Source organism: Stenotrophomonas sp. CFBP8994, assembly GCF_034044835.1.
GTDB classification, from domain to species: domain Bacteria; phylum Pseudomonadota; class Gammaproteobacteria; order Xanthomonadales; family Xanthomonadaceae; genus Stenotrophomonas; species Stenotrophomonas rhizophila_A.
The window spans coordinates 367,892-394,740 of the sequence record NZ_JAXCWT010000002.1; the positions used below are offsets into that span (position 1 = coordinate 367,892).

Annotated in this window: 12 protein-coding genes; 9 read left to right on the forward strand and 3 right to left on the reverse strand. The window is 67.9% G+C overall.

All coding sequences use genetic code 11. The features are described 5' to 3' along the window. The first annotated feature begins 188 nt into the window (after positions 1-188). Positions 189-617: a hypothetical protein gene (locus SOM39_RS06420; protein ID WP_320457841.1), complete on the forward strand. Its 429-nt coding sequence runs from the start codon at positions 189-191 to the stop codon at positions 615-617. Positions 618-1,164: 547 nt separating this feature from the next. On the opposite strand, the gene rho is transcribed toward SOM39_RS06420, so the two are convergent. Both rho and trxA read right to left on the reverse strand, forming a co-directional pair. Beyond that, entirely contained in the window at positions 1,165-2,946 is a 1,782-nt protein-coding gene (gene rho, locus SOM39_RS06425) for a transcription termination factor Rho (protein ID WP_320457842.1), read from the reverse strand. Positions 2,947-3,168: 222 nt separating this feature from the next. After that, positions 3,169-3,498 (reverse strand): thioredoxin, encoded by a 330-nt coding sequence (gene trxA / locus SOM39_RS06430; RefSeq protein WP_093534860.1) that lies wholly within the window; start codon positions 3,496-3,498, stop codon positions 3,169-3,171. Between the two features lie 540 nt (positions 3,499-4,038). Between trxA and rhlB the strand changes: the two genes are divergently transcribed. The 5 genes from rhlB (at position 4,039) to ung (ending at position 9,082) form a co-directional block, all read left to right on the forward strand. Then, the gene (gene rhlB, locus SOM39_RS06435) at positions 4,039-5,751 is read left to right on the forward strand and encodes an ATP-dependent RNA helicase RhlB (RefSeq protein WP_320457843.1); all 1,713 of its coding nucleotides are present in this window, start codon (positions 4,039-4,041) and stop codon (positions 5,749-5,751) included. Positions 5,752-5,892: 141 nt separating this feature from the next. Further along, entirely contained in the window at positions 5,893-6,579 is a 687-nt protein-coding gene (gene ftsE, locus SOM39_RS06440; RefSeq protein WP_068854240.1) for a cell division ATP-binding protein FtsE, read from the forward strand. Further along, positions 6,576-7,526 carry a permease-like cell division protein FtsX gene (gene ftsX / locus SOM39_RS06445; protein ID WP_320457844.1) on the forward strand — a complete coding sequence of 317 codons (951 nt, stop codon included), beginning with the start codon at positions 6,576-6,578 and terminating at the stop codon, positions 7,524-7,526. Before ftsE ends, ftsX begins: the two co-directional genes overlap by 4 nt. A gap of 12 nt (positions 7,527-7,538) precedes the next feature. Further along, entirely contained in the window at positions 7,539-8,381 is an 843-nt protein-coding gene (locus tag SOM39_RS06450) for a response regulator (protein WP_068854238.1), read from the forward strand. Continuing rightward, a complete protein-coding gene (gene ung / locus SOM39_RS06455; RefSeq protein WP_093534854.1) occupies positions 8,378-9,082 on the forward strand; it encodes a uracil-DNA glycosylase in 705 nt (234 codons plus the stop codon). The genes SOM39_RS06450 and ung overlap by 4 nt, the downstream gene beginning before the upstream one ends. 30 nt (positions 9,083-9,112) lie before the next feature. On the opposite strand, the gene SOM39_RS06460 is transcribed toward ung, so the two are convergent. Further along, positions 9,113-9,589 carry a helix-turn-helix domain-containing protein gene (locus SOM39_RS06460; RefSeq protein ID WP_320457845.1) on the reverse strand — a complete coding sequence of 159 codons (477 nt, stop codon included), beginning with the start codon at positions 9,587-9,589 and terminating at the stop codon, positions 9,113-9,115. Positions 9,590-10,045: 456 nt separating this feature from the next. Here SOM39_RS06460 and SOM39_RS06465 point away from each other — a divergent pair, with 456 nt between their 5' ends. The 3 genes from SOM39_RS06465 to SOM39_RS06475 all read left to right on the forward strand — a co-directional run bounded on the left by SOM39_RS06465 (position 10,046) and on the right by SOM39_RS06475 (position 26,697). Continuing rightward, positions 10,046-11,974, forward strand: coding sequence for a hypothetical protein (locus SOM39_RS06465; protein ID WP_320457846.1), 1,929 nt, complete (start codon positions 10,046-10,048; stop codon positions 11,972-11,974). Positions 11,975-12,071: 97 nt separating this feature from the next. Next, positions 12,072-23,072, forward strand: coding sequence for an Ig-like domain-containing protein (locus SOM39_RS06470; RefSeq protein ID WP_320457847.1), 11,001 nt, complete (start codon positions 12,072-12,074; stop codon positions 23,070-23,072). 10 nt (positions 23,073-23,082) lie between these two features. Continuing rightward, positions 23,083-26,697, forward strand: a complete 3,615-nt coding sequence (locus SOM39_RS06475; RefSeq protein WP_320457848.1) for a hypothetical protein — start codon at positions 23,083-23,085, stop codon at positions 26,695-26,697. Positions 26,698-26,849: the final 152 nt, after the last annotated feature.

A 26,849-nucleotide genomic window follows, 5' to 3' on the forward strand; every position in this document is an offset into this window, starting at 1 on the left:
TGTGTTCTTGCGGGACGTCACACGCTGTTGGTGATGCTCGTTCGATCTTCAATCTGGGCGGGAAGATATCCCGGCGTCTGTATCGCAGGGGCACCGCGCATATGAATCAGAGGATCTTCAGGGGAACCCTCTGCTGAAGGAACTACGATTCATTCGGCACTCTTGCCACTCACCCAATGGAGGTCAAAGTGAGGTTTTTGCCCATCTGCAGCGCGACGTCCGTGCTGCTTCTCGCCATGGCGCCGATGTCGGCCGCGGCTCAGTTGAGTGACCATCATGGGAACGAGTTGGCGTCCCACGGATTGGGGCAATCTCACCCGATGGCCAGTAACGCGAGCCAGGATCCGAACTGGCAGGTGTACGGCTTTGAGCGCGATGGAATCTCGTACTTCCAGGTGAATGATCTTGCCGGTCGGGTTCACGTGATCATCGGGCGAGCCGGCGACACGTTCTGGGCGTTGCCTGCTGGCGACGTGCCATTCCGTGCGTCTGTCCCGACGCGTCGTGAGTCCGTGCCAGAGGGCGCTGACAGCGCCGTGGTATTCCGGCATGAGGACTTCTCGATCGTGCGCTACGGGGTTGGAAAAGAGGCAGTGTGGTCGGTGGAGGTTCCCTGAGCCGCCTTGGAAAAGGCAACCTTGGAGAATGGTGTGGCCGCTCGGGTTGATGCGTGGATCAGGGGCGTCACACGGCCGGCCAACGGCGCGCGCGACCGGGATCGAGCTGAGCGGTCTCTGTCGGAGAGGTGACGCTTTAGGAACAGATTCAAAGAAAGCCTGCCGGGTCGCGGGTAGTGTGCGGGTCATACGCACGCGGGGAACCGGCTATGACACTTGTTCACGTCCTGGGTGGGGCGTCGCTGCTGATCCTGGTGGCGGTGTCCACGGTGATCAGAGCCGGGATCGGGTTGGATTGGGGAAGTCCGGAACCAGCGGCTCCGGACGCTGCGGAAGAAACCGCTGCGGACGCGGTGGAGGCTGTGGAGGAGCCGGTAGCAGGGTTGGTTGCGCCACACTTCGGGCCATTGTTGGACCGGATGCGGCCTTGACGTGTGCCGACCAACGGTCGGCACCTACCGTCAGCCAGCGCTGATCGGTTGGGGCCCCCAGCCATGAAAAAGGCCCCGCAGTGCGGGGCCTTTTTCTGTTTCGATGTTGGCGCCGGTCAGCGCTTCATCGAACCGAAGAACTCGTCGTTGGACTTGGTGTTCTTCATCTTGTCGAGCAGGAACTCCATCGCGGCGATTTCGTCCATCGGGTGCAGCAGCTTGCGCAGGATCCAGATCTTCTGCAGCAGCTCCGGTTCGATCAACAGGTCTTCGCGGCGGGTGCCCGAACGGTTGATGTCGATGGCCGGGTACACGCGCTTCTCGGCGATACGGCGGTTCAGGTGCACTTCGCTGTTGCCGGTGCCCTTGAACTCTTCGTAGATCACCTCGTCCATCTTGCTGCCGGTGTCGACCAGCGCGGTGGCGATGATGGTCAGGCTGCCGCCTTCTTCAACGTTACGGGCGGCACCGAAGAAGCGCTTCGGGCGGTGCAGGGCGTTTGCGTCCACACCACCGGTGAGCACCTTGCCGGAGCTGGGCACCACGTTGTTGTAGGCGCGTGCCAGGCGGGTGATAGAGTCGAGCAGGATCACCACGTCCTTCTTGTGTTCCACCAGGCGCTTGGCGCGCTCGATCACCATTTCGGCAACCTGCACGTGGCGCGCGGCCGGTTCGTCGAAGGTGGAGCTGATGACTTCGCCGCGCACGGTGCGCTGCATTTCGGTCACTTCTTCCGGACGCTCGTCGATGAGCAGCACGATCATGTGCACGTCCGGGTGGTTGGTGGTGATCGCCGTCGCCACCTGCTGCATCAGCATGGTCTTACCAGCCTTGGGCGGGGAGACGATCAGCGCACGCTGACCCTTACCCTGCGGTGCCATCAGATCCATGATGCGGCCGGTGATGTCTTCGGACGAACCGTTGCCACGTTCCAGGGTGAAGCGCTTGCGCGGGAACAGCGGGGTGAGGTTCTCGAACAGCACCTTGTTCTTGGACGCTTCCAGCGGCTCACCGTTGATGGTGTCCACGATCGACAGCGCGAAGTAGCGCTCGCCGTCCTTCGGGAAGCGGATACGGCCGGACAGGTGGTCGCCGGTGCGCAGGTTGAAGCGGCGGATCTGGCTGGGCGAAATGTAGGTATCGTCCGGGCCGGCCAGGTAGCTGGCCTCAGCCGCGCGCAGGAAGCCGAAGCCGTCCGGCAGGATTTCCAGCACGCCGTCGGCAGCCACGCCGTCGCCATGGCGGGTGAGCACCTTGAGCAGGGCGAAGATCACGTCCTGCTTGCGGGCGCGGGCCACGCCTTCGGAGATCTGCAGCTGCTCGGCGATTTCCAGCAGCTTCTGGGCCGGCATGCGCTTGAGGTCGCTCAGCGAATAGACCGGGAAGCCCTCGGGCACGTTGGCCTGCTGGCTGCGCACGAACGGCTGCTGTTCGCCATTGTCCTGCGGCATGCCGTCGTCGCGGAAGCCACCACCACCACCGCCGCGATTGCGGTCGCGGTCACGGCGATTGCGGAAACGGTCACGGCGGTTGCCCTGGCCTTGGTTCTGGCCCTGGCCCTGGTTCTGACCCTGCTGGTACGGGTTCTGGCCGCCCTGCGGGTTGTTGTTGTTGTTGTTGTTGTTGCGCTGGCCGCCATCGGCGGCGTCCTGGCCAGCGCCCTGCGGGGCCGGGGCATCGCCGCCGGAAGCGGCCGGTGCCTGGGGGGGCTGCTGCGGCGCTGCCGGTGCAGCCGGCGCCGGCGCGGCGGGCGCGGCAGCCAGGGGCAAGGCGTTCTGTTCGGGGGAAGACCCGGTGTCGGCGCTGCTGGCAGCGGCCTTGGCGACGCGCGGCTTGCGCACGCGCTTCTCGGCGGGCGCGTCGGCGCTCCCGGGTTCGGAAGTAGTGATATCGGACAAGTGCTGAATTCCTCGCTGGAAGGTGCGAGCGCCCGGCAGGGGCGGCGAACGTTGGGAAGGGATTCTGGAAAGAAACGTCGTCCAGAAGATGCGGCGCGCGAATGCGGCCGGATATGCCGACACTAACACCGGCTCGCGGCAGCGCGCAAGCCGGGTGGGGCAGGGTCATTCATGCGGGCGTGGGGCCCGCGGGGCAGCCGGGGTGGCCGGCTGCCGGGTGACTCAGGCCAGGGCCTTGTCGAGCAGGCCGGCCAGCTGGGCCTTGCCGACGGCACCGATCTGCTCGCCAACCTTCTCACCGCCCTTGAACACCACCAGGTACGGGATCGAACGAACGTGGTACTTGGCCGCCAGTGCACGGTTGTTGTCCACGTTGACCTTCACGACCTTGGCGCGGCCCTGGTAGGCGTCGGCCAGCTCGTCGAGGGCCGGGGCGATCATCTTGCAGGGACCACACCATTCGGCCCAGAAATCGACCAGGACCGGTTCCTTGGAATTCAGCACGGTGCTATCGAAGTCGGCATCGCCGACATGTACAACCTTGTCGCTCATCTTGGTCTCTCGTTTTGGAGTGCACCCGGCAGGGCCGGAGGGGTTGAACCTGGACAGGGCTGGGGGCCTGGTCCGCGTCTGCTGCCTCGTGGCCGCGGGTGCGGCCAGCGGTGCGTCCGATGGATGCCTGGACGCTCACGGCCGGCAGTGTACCCCTATCGTCGCGGGGCGACAGACACCGGTTGGAAAGAATCATCCTGTGACCGTCATCGCGCTTTGCCGGGGCTGGCGGGAACGATATGCGGGTGGGGCTCTGGCGGTTCCAGTCCCCTGGATCCGGGCGTTCAACTGGGGGTGGGGGCCGTGAAAGGCAGCCACGCAGGGCGAGGCTCCACGCCTGGCGGGGCCGTCGCAGGGGGGTCTGCGACGGCCTCCCCCGGTTTGCCGGCCGCTTTGCGTTAAACTGCCCCACTGTGCGGCGCCCCGGGACCGGTTCGGTCCGGCCTCCGCCTTCCCAGGCGCAGGGCCCAATGGCGACGGTGCCCCCCAAGATTGCAAGCCACCCGCATCTCTGTCGGCTGGCCTTACCAAGACGGACTCATGAGCGACAAACCGCTGACCGATTTGACCTTCTCCTCCTTCGAGCTGCATCCGGCCCTGCAGGCTGGCCTTGAAGGCGCTGGTTTCACCCGCTGCACCCCGATCCAGGCGCTGACCCTGCCCGTGGCACTGCCCGGCGGCGACGTTGCCGGCCAGGCCCAGACCGGTACCGGCAAGACGCTGGCGTTCCTGGTGGCCGTGGTGAACCGCCTGCTGACCCGCCCGGCGCTGGCCGACCGCAAGCCGGAAGACCCGCGCGCGCTGATCCTGGCGCCCACCCGCGAACTGGCCATCCAGATCCACAAGGATGCGGTGAAGTTCGGCTCGGACCTCGGCCTGCGCTTTGCGCTGGTCTACGGCGGCGTGGATTACGACAAGCAGCGCGAACTCCTGCAGCAGGGCGTGGACGTGATCATCGCCACCCCGGGCCGCCTGATCGATTACGTCAAGCAGCACAAGGTGGTCTCGCTGCACGCCTGCGAAATCTGCGTGCTCGACGAAGCCGACCGCATGTTCGACCTGGGCTTCATCAAGGACATCCGCTTCCTGCTGCGCCGCATGCCCGAGCGCACCACCCGGCAGACCCTGCTGTTCAGCGCCACGCTCAGCCACCGCGTGCTGGAGCTGGCCTATGAGCACATGAACGAGCCGCAGAAGCTGGTGGTGGAAAGCGAATCGATCACCGCCGCGCGCGTGCGCCAGCGCATCTACTTCCCGGCCGACGAAGAGAAGATCCCGCTGCTGCTGGGCCTGCTCTCGCGCAGCGAAGGCGCGCGCACCATGGTGTTCGTCAATACCAAGGTGTTCGTGGAACGCGTGGCGCGCTCGCTTGAGAAGGCCGGCTACCGCGTCGGCGTGCTCTCCGGCGATGTGCCGCAGAAGAAGCGCGAGAGCCTGCTCAACCGCTTCCAGAAGGGCCAGCTGGAAATCCTGGTGGCCACCGATGTTGCCGCGCGCGGCCTGCACATCGACGGCATCAAGTACGTTTACAACTACGACCTGCCGTTCGACGCCGAAGACTACGTGCACCGCATCGGCCGTACCGCCCGCCTGGGCGAGGAAGGCGATGCGATCAGCTTCGCCTGCGAACGCTACGCGATGGGCCTGCCGGATATCGAGGCCTACATCGAGCAGAAGATCCCGGTGGAAGCGGTCACCAGCGAAATCCTGACCGCGTTGCCGCGTCCGGAACGCGCGCCGGCCGCGGCGGGCGAGGAAGGCGACGAGAACGAAAGCGTCGGCCAGATCTTCCGCGAAGCGCGCGAAGCCCGCGCCGCAGAGGAAGAGCGTCGCGGCGGCGGTCGGTCGTCCAGCGGCAGCCGTTCCGGCGGTGGCCGTGGCGAGCGCAGTGGTGAGCGCAGCGGCGAACGCCGTCCGCGTGGCCCGCGCAAGCCGCGCGTGGAAGGCGAGCAGCCCGCTGTGGCCGTGGAAGGCGCTGCACCGGTGGAGGCTGCAACGCCTGCCCAGGCACCGCGTCCGCCGCGCGCCGAAGGTGCGCCGGAAGGTGCGGCCGAGGGCGAGCGTGCACCGCGCAAGCGCCGCCGCCGCCGCCACGGTCGTCCGGTGGAAGGTGCCGAGGGTGCCGCGCAGTCGGTTACGCCGGTGCAGGTCACCGCCAAGCCGATGCGCAACACCGCGCCGGCCGCCGACCCGGGTGCAGGCTTCCTGACCCGCATCGGCCGCAAGATCCGCCGGATGCTTTCAGGGGCGTAACGACCAACGGTCGTTACCTACCGCGTAGCGCCCCATCGTTGGTGGGGCGGCATTCCAAAACCGATCAACGGTAGCGCCCGGCCGGTGGCCGGGCGACACGCCGTTCCCACGCCGCCATCCTCCTCCTGCATAATCGGAGGAATGAGCGTCCTGCGTTTTGACAATGTCAGCAAACACTATGCGGGCGGCCACCAGGCTCTGGTGGACGTCAGCTTCGATGTCGCGCCCGGTGAAATGCTGTTCGTGACCGGGCACTCCGGCGCCGGCAAGAGCACCCTGCTCAAGTTGATCCACCTCGACGAACGGCCCAGCCGTGGCGCGGTGGTGTTCGACGAGCGCAACCTGCTCAAGGTGCGCGGCGGCGATATCCCGCACCACCGTCGCGCGGTGGGTGCGGTCTACCAGGACCACCGCCTGCTGATGGACCGCAGCATTGCCGAAAACGTGGCCCTGCCGCTGATCCTGCGCGGTACCCGGCGGGGCGATATCGGCAAGCGCGTGCGTTCGGTGCTCGAGCGCATGGGCCTTGGCCATCGGGAAAAGGCGCTCCCGTCGCAGCTGTCGGCGGGTGAGCAGCAGCGCGTGGGCATCGCCCGTGCGATCGTCGGCGAGCCCAAGCTGCTGGTGGCCGACGAACCCACCGGCAACCTCGATCCGACCCTGGCCGCTGAAATCATGGCGCTGTTCGCCGAACTGCCCGAGCGCGGCACCAGCGTGCTGGTGGTCAGCCACGACCTGGCGCTGCTGCGCGCCATGCGCAAGCGCGTGCTGATCCTGGACCACGGCAAGCTCATTGACGACATCTCGCCGCAGGACCTGGCTGAATGAGTACCGCCACCAACAAGGAAGCCGCGGCGCCGTCGCGCCTAGGCGTGTGGCTGCACCACCACGGCCACAGCGTGGTGTTCAGCCTGGGCCGCGCCTGGCGCAAGCCGTGGGCCACGCTGTTGACCGTGATGGTGATGGCGCTCGCCCTGGCCCTGCCGCTGGGCCTGTCGATCGCGCTGGACAACCTCAAGCATTTCGCCGGCAGCGTGCAGCAGTCGCGCGACATCAACCTGTTCCTGAAGACCGACGTCGACACCGCCGCCGCCCGCCAGGTCGCCGACACGCTGCGCGGTCGCGCCGATGTGGCCGGGGTGACCCTGCGCTCGCCGGACGAAGGCCTGGCCGAGCTGCGCGACAGCGCCGGGCTGGGCGAAGCCATCGATGCGCTGCACGACAACCCGTTGCCATCGCTGCTGATCATCACCCCGGCCAACGGTACCGACGACGCACGCCTGGCGCAGTCGCTGGAAGGCATGCCGCAGGCCGATCTGGTCCAGCACGACGCGCTGTGGCGCAAGCGCCTGGATGCCTGGCTGGGCTTCGGCACGCGCCTGGTGCAGGTATTGTCGGTGCTGCTGGGCCTGGGCGCGGCGCTGGTGGTCGGCAACACGGTGCGGCTGGATATCCAGGCGCGCCGCGATGAAATCGGCGTGCTGCAGCTGCTGGGCGCCAGCGATGGGTTCATCCGCCGCCCGTTCCTTTACCTGGGCGCGTGGTACGGGCTGGGCGCCGGTGCGCTGGCCCTGGCGCTGGTCGGTGGGGCCGGGCTCGCGCTGCGCCCGCCACTGGCCGCGCTGTCGCAGAGCTATGCCAGCCCCTTCGTGCTGCATGGGCTGGACCTGTTGCATTCTTCGCTCGTGCTGGTCGGCACTGTCGTGCTGGGCTGGCTGGGCGCGTGGCTGGTGACGGGGCATTTCCTGCGCCAGACCCGTCCGACCGAAACCTGAGGCCTGCCCTGCATGCGTCCGCAAGTACTGAAGCACCTGGTCGACGACGCACCACGCGTCATGGTGGTCGATGGTTCCAAGCTGGTCCGCAAGCTCATCGCCGACGTGTTGCAGCGCGAGCTGCCGGCGGTCGAGGTGGTGGGCTGCGCCAGCATTGAAGACGCGCGCATGGCGTTGGCGGCCGGTCCGGTCAACCTGGTCACCACCTCGCTGACGCTCAGTGATGGCGACGGCCTGGACCTGGCCCGGCTGGTACGCGAAACCGCCGGGCAGGCCTACGTGCCGGTGATCGTGGTTTCCGGTGATGCCCAGCAGCACCTTGAGCAGCGCCGTTTCACCGATTACGTCACCGATTATTTCGACAAGGCGCTGGGCCATGAAGCCCTGGCGACGTTCATCCGCGGCTATGTGCAGCCGGAAACCATTCCCGGCGCCACCATCCTGTACGTCGAAGACAGCCGCGTGGTCGCCGAAGCGACCAAGCGCATGCTCGAACGGCAGAGCCTGAACGTGCTGCACGTGATGACCGCCGAAGAGGCGTTCGCACTGCTTACCGCCGAATCGCTGGGGCGCAGCAGCCACCGCATCGACCTGGTGCTTACCGACGTCACCCTGAAGGGCGAGCTGAGTGGGCTGGATGTGGTCGAGCGCGTGCGCGTGGACTTCGGCTACGGCAAGCGGCGCCTGCCGGTGCTGGTGATGACCGGCGACGGCAACCCGCTCAACCAGTCCGGGCTGCTGCAGGCCGGCGCCAACGACCTGGTGCAGAAGCCGATCGAAGAACGCCTGCTGGTCACCAAGGTGCTGTTCCAGCTGCGCCTGTCACGCCTCAACGACAAACCGCTGGTGCGATGAACGACGACGTACACCCGACCATCCAGCTTGAACCGAGCTGGAAGGCGCGTATTGGCGATTACCTGCTGCGCCCCGAGATGCGCGACCTGGCGGCCTTCCTGCGCCAGCGCAAGGCGGCCGGCGCGCACGTGTTTCCGCCAGGTCCGCAGATCTTTGCCGCGTTCGACGCCACCCCGTTCGACCAGGTCAAGGTAGTCATCCTGGGCCAGGATCCGTACCACGGTGCGGGCCAGGCCCACGGCCTGAGCTTCTCGGTGATGCCCGGCGTGCCGGTGCCGCCGTCGCTGTTGAACATGTACAAGGAACTGGAAGCCGACCTCGGCCTGCCACGCCCGGACCATGGCTGCCTGCTGCCGTGGGCCCGCCGTGGCGTGCTGCTGCTCAACGCGGTGCTGACCGTTGAAGAGGGGCAGGCCGGCTCCCACCAGAAACGCGGCTGGGAAGGGTTCACCGACCACGTCGTGGACACCCTCAACCGCGAGCGCGAGGGCCTGGTGTTCCTGCTGTGGGGCAGCTACGCCCAGCAGAAGGGCAAGGTGATCGATACCGGCCGCCACCGCGTGCTCAAGGCACCGCATCCATCGCCGTTGTCGGCGCATCGCGGTTTCCTGGGATGCCGACACTTCTCGTCGGCCAACCAGTACCTGGAGCGACGGGGCCTGGGCGGCATCGACTGGTCGTTGCCGCCGATGTCGGCGTAACGACCAACTGTCGTTACCTACCGTCGTTGTCTACACACCCAGCATTTCGATGATGGATTGCGCCACTTGCCGCTTGCGCGGCGGCAGGCGCCGGAACAGCGACAGGATGTTGCCCTCCAGGTCGTTGCGCGCGTAATCGGCGTTGGGCGCCGCGGCGCTCAACTCGCCGCCATCGGCCTTGCCGCAGCCCCGCCCGGTGGCCAGCCACTCGAAACGCACCTGCGTCACCACCGCAATGCGGGCCAGGTGCTCCACGCTCGGATGCGTGCCCTCTTTTCTTTCCCATTGCGCTACCGCACTTCTTTTCACGCCAGTCTCATTCGCGAGTTGCGATTGCGACAGCCCTGCACTGGTCCGCGCTCCACGGATCCGGTCTGACATTGTGAGCATGGCAATCCCCTTCCCGTTCCTTGAGTGGTGGATGGTTAGCGATACTAACGAGACAGCAATTCTTTCAACAGAATGTACAGAATCGCTGTCCGTCGTTGGCACCGCAGGGTTACCCATCCGTAAAACCCGCAGCGACAGCCAAACTTCCCTCAGTAAAACTACTGGCCGGTTTGACGATTGTCGCCCGTCCACGTAGTTAATCCTCCATGCCGGCCAGAAAGTCCGCCGGCAGAATCTGAACGAGACAGGCCAGCATCCGGTCACCCATGGTAGGCATTTTCCTACCCGGGATGGAGTGCTGCGGCCACGACCGGGGGATGGCCGATGGATAATGTTTCAGGTGTGAAAAGGGTGTTAGTGCGGTTCAGGATTGTCAGTATCTCCGCATTAATTGTGATGGGGCTCGCGTTATCCAGCATTTTCACTGTCGCAAATGCCCAGGATGCGTGCACGGCAAATGGCGCCTGTGTTTCTGCTGGTCCGCGACTTGCGCAGGTGGACAGCACCCAGAGTCCGGTCCTGAATCTGCTTTTCACGACGCTTTTGCCCGGAACGAATATCAATATCACTGCGGTGGACTGGAACCACATCGCCGGTGCCGATGTGAATCTCAATGCCCTGCTGACCCGCCTCAACGGGGGTGTCGCGGTCAGCGACCCCAGCCAGGTGCTCAACGCCAACATCACCCTGGGCCAGCTGCAGGCCGCGCTGGTTTCGGTGCTCCAGGCTGACGGCAACACGCTGGCCGCCAACGCACTCAACCTGCTCACGCCATCGCTCAGCGGCCTGACCGGCAACATCCGCCTGGCCGACCTGCTGCAGGTGAGCCTGCCGCCCGGCTCGCTGGCCAACGTCAACCTGGACGTGCTGGACCTGATCACCGGTGGCGTGCAGCTGTACAACTTCCGCAACGTGGTGACCACGCCCACCCCGATCACCCTCACCACCGCGCAGCTGGCCCCGCTCGGCCTGGGTGGCCTGGCCAATGTGCGCATCTGGGCGCAGGTGGTCGAGCCACCGGTGTACAACTGCGGCCCGGTCGGCACCGGCTTCCACAGCGCCGCGATCCGCCTCAAATTCGATTTCGACGTCGCCCAGGGGCTGAACATCGCACCGCTGGTGTCCGCGTTGAACGGGCTCAACGTCGGTGGCCTGGTCTCGCTGGCCGGCACCAACATCACCGCCTCGCTGCTGCATCTGTCCGTGTATGCCGATGTCGCCCGCGCCGAAGGCACCATCAACGCGGTCAACCTGGCCAGCAACGCGGTGACCCTGCAGGCGCGGCCGGGCCTGGTCAACCTGTACATCGGCACCATCAGCGACGCGGTGTTCTTCAACCGCAGCGCCGTGCTCACCCCCGCCAGCGTGACCCCGATCAGCGCCACGTCGCTTGCGGTCACGGTGGGCGTGAACCTGCTCAGCGGTCTGAAAGTGGCGGATGTCGATGTGCCGCTGACCGTGTCCCTGCGTGCGGTGGCCACCGGCACCCCATCCACCCAGTCCGTGGTGTTCAACGGTCCCTATCCACAGACACGCACCTTGAGCAGCGGCACGGTGACCGCCACGGCACTGGTCACCTCGCTGGTCAACTCGCTCGAAATCCAGATCACCAGCGGCACGCCGGTGGTACGGCTGGTCAACAACCTCATCCAGTTGCCGTTGCCGGTGAACAGCATCGTCAACGCCATCATTCCCGCGTTGCTGACGCCGTTACGCGGCGTGATCAACACCGTCATCGCACCGGTCCTGAGCGCCGTGCTTGGCGGCGTGGTGGACAACCTGCTGGGCCTGCTCGGCATCCGCATCGGCCAAGCCGTGTTCACCGTGGAAAGCATTTCGCAGAGCTGCGCGGCCACCGTGCAGCTGGTCAAGACGCTGGCGCCCACCACCGACCCCGGACTGTTCAACCTCAGTGTCGCCCAGGGCGCGACGGTACTGGCCAGCGTGGCCAATGTCGGCAACAACGGCGCCACCACCGCGGTGGTCACCACGCCCGGCACGGTCTACACCCTGGCGGAAACCGCAGGCACCGCCACGGTGCTTGCGCGTTACGCCAGCACCTGGGAGTGCAAGGACCAGGCCGGCACCACGCTGACCAGCGGTACCGGGCAGAACTTCAATTTCACCTCGCCGGCATTGTCGGCGCAGCCGCTCAACGTGGTGTGCCGCATCACCAACCGCACGCGCCAGGCCGATCTGTCGATCACCAAGTCCGATGGCAGCGGTTCCTATACCCCCGGCGGAACCGCCAGCTACGTCATCACCGTCAGCAATGCCGGGCCCGATCCGGTCACGGCGGCGCAGGTGACCGACACCTTGCCGGCCGGCGCCACGCTGAGCGCGCCATGGAGCTGCATCGCGTCGGCGGGAAGCGTCTGCAGCGCCGCCAGTGGCGGTGCGGCGGGAACCAATGGGGTGAGCCTGGGTGTGGACCTGATCAATGGCGGGCAGGCAACGATCACCGTGCCGGTGATCTTCAGCGCCGACCCTGCCGCGTACTAGCCGTATCCACGCGGCGCGCCCGGTGGCGCGCCGACAGCAACGTCGCAACACGTGGTGCGCGGCCGAATGCCTGCGCGCTGCTTTCGAGGATTCCTGCATGTCGACCGCCAGCGCCCGACGCTTCCTTTCCCAGCTCGCTGAAAGCTGCCTGCGCGCCCGCGCGCTGCCGCTGGCCGGCATCCTGCTGATGACCCTGGCCGCGAGCGGTGCGCAGGCGCAGGCCTACCGCAACCCGCTGGTGAACACCGCCACGGTCGCCGCACCGGCCGACATCTCCGATCCCACCCCGGGCAACAACACCAGCAGCGACAGCAACACGCTGGCCGCCAGCGCGCAGCTGAGCGTGTCCAAGACCATCACCACGCCCACGCCGGTCGCCGCCGGCGGCGCGGTGCAGTACCGCATCGAGCTGCGCAACCAGGGGCCGTCGCAGGCGGTGGGGGCCACGCTGGTCGACAGCGTGCCGGCGCAGCTGACCGCAGTGAGCTGGACCTGCGCGGTGGTCTCGCCCAGCACGCAGTGTGCGGCGGCATCGGGCACCGGCAGCGTCAACATCGGCGTCAACGTCGGCGTCGGTGAAGTCCTGGTGGTGCTGGTCAACGGCACCGCGCCGACCACAACGCCGGCCACCATCGCCGCCAACGTGGCCACCACCACCCCGCCGCTGGGCACCACCGACCCGACCCCGGGCGACAACACCGCCACCACCCCCACCATTCCCGTGCAGGCCGCAGCGCTGCTTGCCAACGACGACGACTTCCGCGCCGCGCCGTTGCCGCCGGGTGCCGGTGGCACCACCGCCAGCGTGTTGACCAACGACACCCTCAACGGCGTCCCGGTCGTGGCCGCCAACATGGTGCTGTCGCTGACCAGTGCGCCGTCGGGTTACAGCATTGCCGCCGATGGCACCGTCAACGTGCCGGCCACCGCCGCCGCCGGCCCGGTGACCTTGACCTACCAGCTGTGCGAACAGGCATCGCCGGCCAACTGCGATACCGCCAACGTGCTGCTGGTGGTCGGGCCCAATGCCGTGGACGACAGCTACGCCGTGCAGGCTGGCGCGCAGCTGGTCGCCAACGTGCGCGACAACGACAACTACGTGGTCGACTCCACCTTCACCCAGACCGGCACCGCGCCCACCCAGGGCACCCTGCAGCTGCTCGGCGATGGCAGCTTCACCTACACCGCCAATGCAGGCGCGACCGGCACCGACACCTTCAGCTACCAGTTGTGCCTGCCCGCGCCCAATGGCGCCGCGTGCGATACCGCCACGGTCACGCTGAACATCAACGCCAGCGTCATCGACGCGGTGGCCGATGACTTCACCGCAACCCCGGTGCCGGCACAGAGCGGCGGCACGCTGGCCACCAGCGTGCTGGCCAACGACACCTTCGACGGCAATCCGGTCGTCGCGGCCAATCTGACCACTACGCTGATCACCGCTCCGGCCGGCTACGTGATGGACGCCGGCGGCTTCATCACCGTGCCTGCAGGCACCGCTGCCGGCGCGGTGACCCTGGCCTACCGCATCTGCCTCACCAGCGCGCCGACCCTCTGCGATACCGCCAACGTGCAGCTGGTGGTCGGGCCCGATGCGGTGGACGATGCCGTGACCACACCCGGGGCAGGGCAACCGGCGCTGGGTAACGTGGGCACCAACGACATTGCCGCGCCCGGCGCAGCCTTCTCGCTGGTCACCCCGGCCACCCAGGGCACTGCCGTCATCGGCGGCGATGGCGCCTTCACCTACACCCCCAACGCGGGCGCTGCCGGCACCGACACCTTCAGCTACCAGGTCTGCCTGCCGGCGCCCAATGGCACTGTCTGCGATACCGCGATCGTTACCGTGACGCTCGGCGCGAACGCGCTGCTGGCCAACGATGACACCTTCGCCACCGCCATTCCGGGCGCCGGCGGCACCACGCCCAGCGTGCTGGGCAATGACACCCTCAATGGCAGTGCGGTGGTGCCGGGTACGGTGACCGCAACCCTGCTGTCGACCACGCCGGGATACACCCTGGACCCGACCAGCGGCACCATCGCCGTCGCCGCCAACATTCCGTCGGGCCTGGTCACGCTCAGCTACCGGCTCTGCGAAGTCGCCGTGCCGGCCAACTGCGACGACGCCGACGTCCAGCTGCTGGTCGCGCCTACTGCGCTGGCCGATACCTTCAACGTGCAGGCCGGGCAGTCGGTGAACGGTTCGATCGCGACCAATGACAACGCACCGGTCGGTTCGGAGTATTTCGCCATTACCGCGCCCACGCTGGGCACCATCGATCTTGCCGGCAACGGCACGCTCACCTACACCGCCAACCCGGGAACCAGCGGCACCGACACCTTCGACTACCGCGTCTGCCTGCCGGCGCCGAACGGTGGCACCTGCGCGACGGCCACGGTGAGCGTGATCATCGCGGCCAATACGATCGACGCGGTCGACGATGTGTTCACCGCCCCGGTGATTTCGCCGGTCACCGGCGGTAGCACCGCCAGCGTGCTGGACAACGACACCTTCAATGCCGCCCCGGTCACCGCCGCCCAGGTCACCCTGAGCCTGGTCAACGCGCCGCCACCGGGCTTCACCATCACCAGCGCCGGGGTCATCAACGTACCCGCCGGTGCCGCCGCCGGTGCAGTCAGCCTTACCTACGAGCTGTGCGAAGCCGGCGCGGGCAGCAACTGCGATACCGCGCAGGTTGCCCTGCTGATCGCCCCGGCGGCTGCCGATGACACCTACACCACGCCGGCCGGTCAGCCGCTGGTGGGCGACGTCAGCATCAACGACAACGCACCGGCCGGCGCGGGCTATACCCTGGTCACGCCGCCCGCCGCAGGCACCTTCACCCTGCAGCCCAACGGCAGCTTCACTTACACGCCGGCTGCCGCCGGCCCGCAGACCGCGCAGTACCAGGTGTGCCTGCCTGCGCCGGACGCCACCACCTGCGCCACCGGCACGGTGAACATCACCGTGGTCGCCAACACCCTCGACGCGCTGGACGACAACTTCCGCGCACCGGTGTTCGCGCCGGGCGTGGGCGGCACCACGCCCAGCGTGCTGGGCAACGACACCTTCAACGGGGCCGCCGCCAATCCGCTGCAGGTCACGGTGAACCTGGTGGGCGCACCGGCCGGCTTCAGCATCGATGGTGCCGGTGTCATCACCGTGGCCGGGTTCGCCCCGGCTGGCGCCACCACGCTCAGCTATGCCCTGTGCGAACTCGGCTCCACGACCAACTGCGACACGGCCGACGTACAGGTGCTGATCGCGCCGGATGCGGCCGATGACACGGCCAGCGTCACCGGCACCCAGCCGGGCAGCTTCAACCTGGCCGCCAATGACAATGTGCCCGCCGGTGCCACCTTCACGGTGACCCAGCTGCCGACCAAGGGCGTTGCCGTGCTCGCGGCCGATGGCACCCTGCAGTACACCGCCAACGCCGGGCAGAGCGGCGCGGACACGCTCATCTACCAGGTGTGCCTGCCGGCACCGGACGGCGCCACCTGCGATACCGCACAGGTCGCGATCACCATTGCCGCGGGTGCCCTGGTCGCGGTCAACGACGACTACAGCGCCAGCCCGATCCCGCCCACGGGCGGCAGCACGCCCAGCGTGCTGCTCAACGACACCTTCAACGGCGTGGCCATCGTGCCGGGCACCACCCCGGTCACCGCCTCGCTCACCACGCTGGCCTCGGGCTACAGCATGGCCGCCAACGGCGTAATCTCCGTAGCGGCCGGCACGCTGCCGGGTTCCATCGCCCTGAACTACCAGGTCTGCGAAACCGCGCTGCCCAGCAACTGCGCCACGGCCACCGCCGTAGTGGTGATGAGCCCGGACGCGGTCAACGACGTGCTGCCGGCGGCCGCCGGCGCCACCACCGTGCTCAACGTGCTGGCCAACGATGTGGCGCCGCTCACCCCGGTGCTCAGCGTGACCACCGCCCCGACCGGCGGCAACGTGGTCGTCAACGGCGACGGCACGCTCAGCTACACGCCCACGGGTGCGTTTGTCGGACCCGATGCCTTCACCTACCAGCTGTGCCTGCCGGCCCCGCATGGCAGCGTGTGCGATACCGCCACGGTGGCGCTCACGGTGACGGCGACCACGGTCACCGCGACAAACGACGACTTCACCGCGTCGCCGATCCCGCCGGCGGCGGGCGGCAGCACCGCCAGCGTGCTGCTCAACGACACCTTCAATGGCGCGCCGATCGTGCCGGGCACCACCCCGGTGACCGCCACGCTGATCAGTCCGGTTACCGGCTACACGATGGCCGCCAACGGCGTGGTCAGCGTGGCGCCAGGCACCACGCCTGCTGCTGTGACCCTGAGCTACCAGGTCTGCGAGACCGCCCTGCCGACCAACTGCGCAGCCGCCACCGCGCTCGTTGCGGTCAGCCCGGACGCGACCGATGACACGCTGCCGGCTACCGCCGGCACCGCCAACGTGCTCAACGTGCTTGCCAACGACAGCGCACCGCTGAACCCGGTGGTCACCGTTGTCGGCGCGCCCGCGAACGGCACGGCCGTGGCCAACGGCGACGGCAGCATCACCTACACCCCGACCGGCGCCTACACCGGTCCTGACAGCTTCAGCTACCAGGTGTGCCTCCCGGCACCGGGCGCCGGGGTGTGTGACACCGCCACGGTGTCGCTGACCGTCAGCGCCACCACGCTCACCGCGACCAACGATGACTTCACCGCCACGCCCATCGCGCCGGCTACCGGTGGCAGCACCACCAGCGTGCTGCTGAACGACACCTTCAACGGTGCACCGATCATTCCCGGTACCACGGCGGTGACCGCCTCGCTGTCTTCGCCGGTTACTGGCTACAGCATGGCGGCCAATGGCGTGATCACCGTGGCCGCCGGTACCACGCCGGCGGCGGTAACGCTGAATTACCAGGTCTGCGAGAACGCGGTGCCGACCAACTGCGCCGGTGCCACGGCCGTGGTCGCGGTCAGCCCGGACGCGGTCGACGACGCGCTGCCGGCCACTGCCGGCGCCACCACCGTGCTCAACGTGCTGGCCAACGACACCGCCCCGCTTGCACCGACCGTGACCGTGGCTGCCGCGCCGACCAACGGCACGGCGCTCGTCAACGGCGACGGCACCGTCAGCTATACACCCACGGCCGGCTTCACCGGCGCGGACAGCTTCACCTACCAGGTCTGCCTGCCCGCGCCGGCAGCCGGTGTCTGCGACACCGCCACGGTCGCCGTGACCGTGGGGGTGACCTCGCTCACCGCTGCGGCCGATGACTTCACCGCCACGCCGATCGCCCCGGCAGCCGGTGGCAGCACCGCCAGCGTGCTGCTCAACGACACGTTCAATGGTGCACCCATCGTGCCGGGCACCACCCCGGTGACCGCCACCCTGCTGACCGTGGAAACCGGCTACAGCATGGCCGCCGACGGTGTGATCAGCGTGGCTCCGGGCACCACGCCTGCCGCGGTCACCCTGAACTACCAGGTCTGCGAGACCGCCGTCCCGACCAACTGCGCCGCGGCTGCCGCCGTGGTGGCGGTCAGCCCGGACGCGGTGGACGACACCCTGCCGGCCACGGCGGGTACCGCCACCGTGCTCAATGTCGGCGCCAATGACACGCTGCCGGCCAACCCGTCGATCACGATCGCGGTTGCGCCCGCCAACGGCGTCGCCGTGGTCAATGGCGACGGCACCATCACCTATACGCCCACGGCCGGCTTCACCGGCGCGGACACCTTCTCCTACCAGGTGTGCCTGCCTGCCCCGGGGGCGTCCGTCTGCGATACGGCATCGGTGGCGGTCACTGTCAGCCTGACCGGCCTTGCCGCGGTCAACGACGACTTCACCAACGCGCCCATCGCGCCGGCGACCGGCGGCAGTACCGCCAGCGTGATGCTCAACGACACCTTCAACGGTGCGCCGATCGTGCCGGGTACCACCCCGGTGACCGCCACCCTGCTCACCGTCGAGCCCGGTTACAGCATGGCCGCCGACGGTGTCGTCACCGTTGCGGCCGGCACCACGCCCGCCGCGGTGACGCTGAACTACCAGGTGTGCGAGAACGCGGTGCCGACCAACTGCGCCGGCGCCACCGTCGTGGTCGCGGTCAGCCCCGATGCGGTGGCCGATGCACTGCCGGCCACCGCCGGCACCACCACCGTGCTCAACGTCCTGGCCAACGATGCGGCGCCGCTGACCCCGGTGGTCACCCTTCCGGTCGCACCGAGCAACGGCATCGCCGTGGTCAATGGCGACGGCACCATCAGCTACACCCCGACCGCCGGCTACACCGGCCCGGACAGCTTCACCTACCAGCTGTGCCTGCCCGCACCGGGCGGCAGTGTCTGCGATACCGCCACCGTGACCCTCACTGTCAGCGCCACCACGCTCACCGCGGTGGCCGATGACTTCACCGCGGCACCGATCGCACCGGCGACCGGCGGCAGCACCGCCAGCGTGCTGCTCAACGACACCTTCAATGGTGCGGCCATCGTGCCCGGTACCACGGCGGTGACCGCATCGCTGCTCACCACGGCGCCCGGCTACACCATGGCCGGCAACGGTGTCGTCACCGTTGCGGCCGGCACCACGCCCGCCGCGGTGACGCTCAACTACCAGGTGTGCGAGAACGCGTTCCCGACCAACTGCGCGGCCGCGACCGTGCTGGTGGCGGTGAGCCCGGATGCGGTGGCAGATGCCCTGCCGGCCACCGCCGGCACCACTACCGTGCTCAACGTCCTGGCCAACGATGCGGCGCCGCTGAACCCGGTGGTCACCCTTCCGGTCGCACCGACCAACGGCACCGCCGTGGTCAATGGCGACGGCACCATCAGCTACACCCCGACCGCCGGCTACACCGGCCCGGACAGCTTCACCTATCAGCTGTGCCTGCCCGCACCGGGCGGCAGCGTGTGCGACACCGCCACGGTGACGCTCACCGTCAGCGCCACCACGCTCACCGCGGTGGCCGATGACTTCACCGCGGCACCGATCGCACCGGCGACCGGCGGCAGCACCGCCAGCGTGCTGCTCAACGACACCTTCAACGGCGCTGCCATCGTGCCCGGGACCACTCCGGTCGCGGCATCGCTGGTGACCCCGGTGACCGGGTACAGCATGGCCACCAACGGTGTGGTCAGCGTGGCCCCCGGCACCACGCCGGCGGCGGTGACGCTCAGCTACCAGGTGTGCGAAGTGGCCGTGCCGACCAACTGCGCGCAGTCCACCGCCGTGGTCGCGGTCAGCCCGGTCGTGGTTGATGACACGCTGACTGCAGCGGCGGGTACCACCACGGTGCTCAACGTCATCGCCAACGACACCCTGCCGGTCAATCCGACCATTACCGTATCGGCCGGCCCGGCCAACGGCAGCGTCATCGTCAACGGCGACGGCACCATCAGCTACACGCCCAACCCCGGCTACACCGGCCCGGACAGCTTCACCTACCAGGCCTGCCTGCCCGCCCCGGGTGCCGGTGTGTGCGACAGCGCGACGGTCTCGATCACCGTCGCCGTCACCACGGTCACCGCCGTGGCCGATGACTTCAGCAGCACCCCGATCGCACCGGCTGCCGGTGGCAGCACGTCCAGCGTGCTGCTCAACGACACCTTCAATGGCACCCCAATCGTGCCCGGCACGACCCCGGTGACCGCGTCGTTGCTGGGCCCGGTGCCGGGCTACAGCATGGCCGCCAACGGTGTCGTCACCGTTGCGGCCGGCACCACGCCCGCTGCAGTCACGCTGACCTACCAGGTCTGCGAGACCGCCGTGCCGACCAACTGTGCACAGTCCACCGCGCTGGTGGCGGTCAGCCCGGCCGCTGCGGACGACACGCTGTCGGCCACGGCGGGCGCCACCGCGGTGCTTGCAGTGACCGCCAACGACACGCTGCCGCTCAACCCGACGATCACCGTCCCGGTCGCGCCGGCCAACGGCACCGCCGTGGTCAATCCCGATGGCAGCATCAGCTACACGCCAACCGCAGGCTTCACCGGCGCGGACAGCTTCACCTACCAGGTGTGCCTGCCTGCACCGAATGGCAGCGTGTGCGATACCGCGTCGGTAAGCCTGACGGTGACGGCCAGCGCGCTGGTCGCGCAGGCCGATGACTTCAGCGGCGCGCCGGTTGCGCCGACCGGTGGCACCACCGCCAGCGTGCTGCTCAACGACACCTTCAACGGCGCCCCGATCGTTCCGGGGACCACGCCGGTGACCGCCTCGCTGGTCGGCGCGGTGCCGGGTTACAGCATGGCCGCCAACGGCGTGGTGACCGTGGCACCGGGCACGCTGCCGGCAGCGACCACGCTCACCTACCAGGTGTGCGAGAACGCACAGCCGGGCAACTGCGCCCAGGCCACCGCGCTGGTCGCGGTGCGCCCGGATGCGGCCGACGACGCGCTGCCCGCCGGGACCGGCACCACGGTACTGGCCGTGGCCGCCAACGACACCTTGCCGGTCGGCGCGGTGTTCACCGTGCCGGTGCCGCCGTCCAACGGCACCGCCGTGGTCAACGGCGACAACACCATCAGCTACACCCCCAACGCGGGCTTCACCGGTACCGACACCTTCACCTACCAGGTGTGCCTGCCCGCGCCCAACCTCAACGTGTGCGACACCGCCACGGTCAGCGTGACGGTCACGGCCACGCTGCTGGACGCGGTGGACGACACCGCCAGCAACGTGCCGGCAACCGGGGCGCTCGGCGTGCTCAATGTGTTCGCCAACGACACCTTCAACGGCGCCGCGCTCGATCCGGCCACGGTGGTGCTGACCCCGAACAACACCACGGCGCTGACCATCCAGCCCAACGGCAGTCTGGACGTGGCGGCCGGTACCCCGGGTGTCACCTACACCACCACCTACCGCCTCTGCCTGGTGGCACAGCCGACGGTGTGCGACATCGGCACGGTGTCGGTCACCCTGGCCACCACGCCGGGCCTGCTCGACGCGGTGGACGACACGGTGGCCAATGTGCCGGCCGCCGGCGCCAACGGTGTGGCCAACGTGTTGACCAACGACACCTACAACAGTGCCGCGCTGGACCCGGCCACCGTGGTGCTGACCCCGGTCAACACCGCCGCCATCACCATCCAGCCCAACGGCAGTGTCAACGTCGCGGCGGGCACGCCCGGCACCACCTACACCACCACCTACCAGATCTGCCTGGTGGCCCAGCCGGCGGTGTGCGATATCGGCACGGTGTCGGTGACGCTGGCCAGTGCAGGTGTCCTGGTGGCCAACGACGACAGCGTGCCAGGCGTGCCCCCGGGCGGCGCCACCGGCGTGACCAACGTGCTGACCAACGACACGTTGAACGGTACCCCCGTGGACCCGACCACGGTGGTGCTGACGCCGACCAACACCCCGGCGCTGACCATCCAGCCCGACGGCAGCGTCGACGTCACTGCCGGTACGCCCGGGACGACCTACACCACCACCTACCAGATCTGCCTGGTGGCGCAGCCCACGGTATGCGCGGTGGGTACGGTGTCGGTCACCCTGGCGGCAGCGCCGAACAGCGTGCCGGTGGCCAACAACGACCAGGCCAGCACGCCACAGGACACGGCGGTCGATGTGCCGGTGCTGGCCAACGACCTGGCCAATGGCGCGCCGGTCGATCCGGGCACGGTGGCGGTGACCATCACCACCGCGCCGACCATGGGCACGGCGGTGGTGCTGCCTGACGGCAGCGTGCGCTACACCCCGATGACCCACTTCAGCGGTGCCGACAGCTTCACCTACAGCCTCTGCAACCAAGCCTCGCCGGCGGTCTGCAGCAGTGCCACGGTCACCGTGCAGACCCAGGTCAATGACGTGGACGTGGTGGACGAGAACATCACCGTGCTCAGTGGGACCACCACCACCGTACCGCTGCTGGACAACCTCACCACCAGCGGCGCTCGCATCAACCCGGCATCGATGCGGCTGGGCAGGGCGGCGGGCAACGGACGCGCAACCTGCGGCAACGGCGAATGCATCTACACCGCCTTCGTCGGTTACAGCGGCCTGGACAACTTCAGCTACAACATCTGCGATGCCTCGATGCCGACCCCGGTGTGCGTGGAAGGCTGGGTCAACGTGGTGGTCACCGCCGATGCGGTGGTGCTGCGCCTGACCAAGCAGGCCACCCAGCGCAGCGTGAAGGTGGGTGACGTGGTGCGCTACGTGGTCACCGTGGAGAACATGGGCGACTTCGACGCGCTGGGCGTCACCCTGTTCGACACCCTGCCCAGCGGCTTCACCTTCATCCCGGGCGGGTTCGAGGCGCAGGACATCGACAATTCCGCACGTGCCAGCGGCGTGGCACCGCTGCGCATCGACGGCCTGGACATCCGCGCCGGTGGATCGGCCACGCTGGTGTACTACCTGCGGGTGGGGGCGGGCGTGGGGCTGGGTGTGCATACCAACCGCATCACTGCCAATGACGTGCTGGGCACCACCATCAGCAACGTGGCCTCGGCCGACGTGGAGGTGATCGGCGACCCGCTGCTGGACGAAAGCCTGGTGATCGGCAGCGTGTTCAACGATCGCAACGGCAACGGCGTGCAGGACGCAGGCGAACGTGGCATCCCGGGTGTCCGCGTGGCATCGGTGGAAGGCCTGGTGATCGAAACCGATGCGTACGGCCGCTATCACCTGGTCGGCATCAACGGTGGCCAGGCGCGCGGACGCAACTTCATCCTCAAGGTCGATCCGACCACGTTGCCGGCCGACGCACGCTTCACGACCCGCAATCCGCTGCTGCGCCGGATCACCCCGGGGTTGCCGGTGCGCTTCGACTTCGGCGTCGCATTGCCCGAAGGCAGGTTCAACGCCGGGCCACCGCAATCGGTGCTGGAGGTTGGGGAAGGGCTGTTCGTTCCCGGCCAGGCCACGCTGGGCGCCGCTGCCGAGACGGTGCTGGCGCATGCAGCACGCACGCTGGAAGCGCAGGGCGGGGGACAGGTCAACGTAGCCGCCGGGCAGGCCACGCCTGCACTGGCCGGGCAGCGCGCCGAGGTGCTGCGCAAGGCCCTGCTGCCACGGCTGCCTGCCGATATTGCCGCCCGTGTGCAGGTCCAGGTGCAGCCCGCTGCGCCGGCCCGCCCCGCCGACCGTGCGGACCGCTGAGGAGATGACCATGAACCGCAAGACCTCACTCAGCTCCCTGATGCTCCTGTTGGCGCTGTGGTCGCCGATGACCTACGCGCAGGCGCCGCAACCGCTGCCCGAAGTGCCGACCACCCTGTGCGGGGTGGACGGCTGCCGGCAAGGCAATGACCTGCTGCTGCAGGTGCGTCCGGCGGTGGATGCTCCCGCCGGTCCTGCGGAACCCGGTGCGGTGGTGCCGGCACCCAATGGTCCGTCGGCCACCGAGCTCCCCGATGGCGCCGTGGTCTGGGCCACCGAAGATCCGGCGCTGTCGGCGCCGGTGCTCAATGTGCAGACCGGCTCCATGGCTCCGTTCGAGAACGGCCGGCTGACCAAGCCGCTGCGCTTCCACGGCTACAACAACTACGCCTCGTTCATCGAGCGCCTGGAAGTGGTGATCTACCGCGGCAGCGACACCGACCTGGTCACGCCGCTGGCGCGCATCGAGATGCCGGTGGACTACGTCGGCAATACCGAATGGGACGGGCAGCTGCCGGACAACCTCAACCTGCGAGTTGGCGACGACCTGCAGTACATCGCCCGGGCCTACGGCCGGGATGGTTCTTTCGATGAAACCAACGCGCAGCGCTTCCAGCTGGTACTGCCCACCGACTACGAACGCGGCACCCAGCTGGTGCGGGACAACGTGCAGCGCACCCTGGGTCGCGTGCTCGATGGCGACGATGCGCAGGCCCAGCAGCTGAGCAATGCCATCTACGGGCAGAACGCGCTGCGCCAGCAGAACATCCCGATCTATGGCTCGCGGGTGCGGATCTACGGGCGTGGGTTGAGCCCCAATGCACGGGTGATGATCAACGGGCAGAGCTTCCCGGTGGACCTGGAGCAGAAGTTCGCCGCCGAGTTCCTGGAGCCGATCGGCGAGCACCGGTACACCGTGCAGGTGGAGGCCATGGACGCGCCGACGCTGACCCGCACGCTCGACGTGGAAGTGACCGGCAGCTACCGCTTCCTGGTGGCGCTGGCCGACGTGACCTTGTCGCGCAATACCGCCAGCGGCAACCTGGATCCGCTCGCCGCCGACCGCGACCAGGACGACAGCTTCCTCAGCGAAGGCCGGCTGGCGTTCTACCTGAAGAGCAAGCTGCGCGGCAAATACCTGGTCACCGCGCAGGCCGACACCTACGACCGCGAGCTGAAGCGGCTGTTCGACGGCTTCCTGGATGCCGACGCCCGCGACGTGTTCCGCCGCCTGGATCCGGACCAGTACTACCCGGTATACGGTGACGACTCCACCACGTATCGCGACATCGACACCCAAGGCAAGCTGTACGTGCGCGTGGACTGGGACCAGAACCAGGCGCTGTGGGGCAACTTCGCCACTGGCTTCACCGGCACCGAGTACGGCCAGTACGTGCGTTCGCTGTACGGCGCGGCGGTGAGCTGGCGCTCGCGCGCGACCACCCCGCTGGGCGACCCGCGTTCGCTGCTCAAGGCCTTCGGTTCCGAGGCGCAGTCCGCGCTTGGCCACACCGAGTTCCTCGGCACCGGCGGCAGCCTCTACTACCTGCGTCACACCGACCTGCTGCCCGGCTCGGAGCAGGTGGTGCTGGAGGTGCGCGACCGTACCACCGGCCGCACCGAAGTGCGCACCAACCTGCAGCGCGGCGTGGACTACGAGATCAATGAAATCCAGGGCCGCCTGTTCCTGACCCGCGCGCTGTCGCAGATCACGCGCGAGAACGTGCGTACGCTGACCCGTGATACGCCGCTGGATGGCTATGACCAGCTGCTGCTGGTGGACTACGAGTACATCCCGCTGGGATTCAGCACCGACGACGTGAGCGCCGGCCTGCGCGGCAAGCAGTGGTTCGGCGACCACGTGGCGGTGGGCGGCACCTACGTCGACGAGAACCGCAGTGGCGACGACTACAGCCTGATGGGCGCCGACCTGACCCTCCAGGCCGGACGTGGTACTTACCTGAAGCTGGAGCAGACCCGCACCGAGGCCACTGCCGCGCCGATCTTCTACTCCGACAACGGCGGCCTGAGCTTCATCCAGCGCAATCCGGTCAGCGGCGACCGCAAGGGCGATGCACGCGCGGTGGAAGCGCGCGCCAACCTGCGTGAGCTGGGCTGGACAAAACAGGATTGGAGCATGGGCGCCTGGTGGCGCGACGTGGACGCCGGCTTCTCGGTCTCGCGCATGGACAGTGGGCTGGCGCTGGAGGAATACGGTGCCGAGTTCCTGGGCTACTTCACCGACAACCTGAGCCTGTACGGCCGGCACAGCCGCGCCGAGCGCGGTGAGGTGGCGGTGGAGCAGTCGCAGCTGACGATGGACTGGCGGCTGGGCAACGACGGCCAGCTCGGGGCCGAACTGCGCCGGGTGCGCGAAGAGAACGCCGGTACCGACGTGGACGGCACCCTGGCGGCGCTGAGTTACCGGCAGCGCTTCGGTGCCAAGTGGGAGCTGTATGGGGTAGGGCAGCTGACCGTGGATGACGACAGCGGCGCCTACGAGAAGAACGACCTTGCCACGCTCGGCGCGCGCTACCTGTTCGGCGACCGCTCCAGCCTGGGCGCGGAAGTGAGCAGCGGCAGCCGCGGCGATGGCGCCAAGCTCGAAGGCGAATACTGGATGACGCCCGAGCACAGCTTCTATGGCAACTACAGCTACAGCACCGACCGCACCACCACTGACCCGCTCTACGACACCGGGCTGCAGTCGGGCTGGACACTCGGCCAGCGCTGGCGCCTGAGCAACCAGGTCAACGTGTTCAACGAAAGCCAGTACCTGAAGGACCGTCGCGACGACAGCGCCGGGCTGGTGCATACCTTCGGCATGGACTTCTACCCCGCGCAGGGCTGGACGCTGGGCTTCAGCGTGATGGACGGCGAACTGGACGCGACGACCGGGCGCGTCGATCGCCGCGCCTACAGCGTCAGCGGTGGCCGCACCGATGCCGATACGCAGTGGACGAGCAAGCTCGAATACCGCCGCGACGAAGGCGCTGAAGATCGTCGGCAGTGGGTGACCACCAACCGGCTGCTGTACAAGGTCAACGAGGACTGGCGCATCGCGCTGCGCGCCAACTACGCCGACACCGATGACAAGCGCAATCCGCTGGCCGATGCCAAGCTGGTGGAGTCCAACCTGGGCTTTGCCTGGCGTCCGCACGACAACACGCGCTGGGCGGCCTTCGGCAAGTACACGTATCTCTACGACGTGGCGTCGCTGGGCCAGGAAGGCGGCAACGTGTACGACCAGAAATCGCAGATCGTCTCGTTTGAAGGAGTGATGCAGCTCAGCGACCGTTGGGAGCTGGCCGGGAAGCTGGCCGGCCGCTGGGGCGATTACCGCACCGGGCGCGGCGAGGGCGCGTGGCTGGACAGCCGGGTCAACTTCTCCGCCTTGCAGTTGCGCTACCGGTTGTTCGCGCAGTGGGAGGCGATGGGCGAGTACCGCTGGCTGGACGTGCGCGAGGGCGGCGACAAGAAGGGCTGGCTGGTGGGCGTGGACCGCCAGGTGGGGCAGAACTTCAAGATTGGTGCGGGGTACAACTTCACCGAGTTCAGTGATGACCTGACCGAGTTGCGGTATGAAGCGAAGGGGTTCTTCCTGAATTTGTCCGGGTATTACTAGGCTTCGGCATTGTCTGGCCTGCCACCGTTCATCTCATTCGGGCGCTTCGGCTGAATGCCTGGCAACGTTTTCATCCTGAATGGGCCGATCTTTGTGGGATTGTCCTGCCCAAAACGACGTGGTGGAGACATTTTGGACTGTATCATATTGAT

Bases quoted from the DNA above. Each gene is read 5' to 3' on its own strand.
- SOM39_RS06470 (WP_320457847.1), top strand. From the start codon at position 12,072: ATGTCGACCGCCAGCGCCCGACGCTTCCTTTCCCAGCTCGCTGAAAGC.
- SOM39_RS06475 (WP_320457848.1), top strand. From the start codon at position 23,083: ATGAACCGCAAGACCTCACTCAGCTCCCTGATGCTCCTGTTGGCGCTG.
- SOM39_RS06460 (WP_320457845.1), bottom strand. From the start codon at position 9,589: ATGGGTAACCCTGCGGTGCCAACGACGGACAGCGATTCTGTACATTCT.
- ung (WP_093534854.1), top strand. From the start codon at position 8,378: ATGAACGACGACGTACACCCGACCATCCAGCTTGAACCGAGCTGGAAG.
- SOM39_RS06450 (WP_068854238.1), top strand. From the start codon at position 7,539: ATGCGTCCGCAAGTACTGAAGCACCTGGTCGACGACGCACCACGCGTC.
- rhlB (WP_320457843.1), top strand. From the start codon at position 4,039: ATGAGCGACAAACCGCTGACCGATTTGACCTTCTCCTCCTTCGAGCTG.
- trxA (WP_093534860.1), bottom strand. From the start codon at position 3,498: ATGAGCGACAAGGTTGTACATGTCGGCGATGCCGACTTCGATAGCACC.
- ftsE (WP_068854240.1), top strand. From the start codon at position 5,893: ATGAGCGTCCTGCGTTTTGACAATGTCAGCAAACACTATGCGGGCGGC.
- ftsX (WP_320457844.1), top strand. From the start codon at position 6,576: ATGAGTACCGCCACCAACAAGGAAGCCGCGGCGCCGTCGCGCCTAGGC.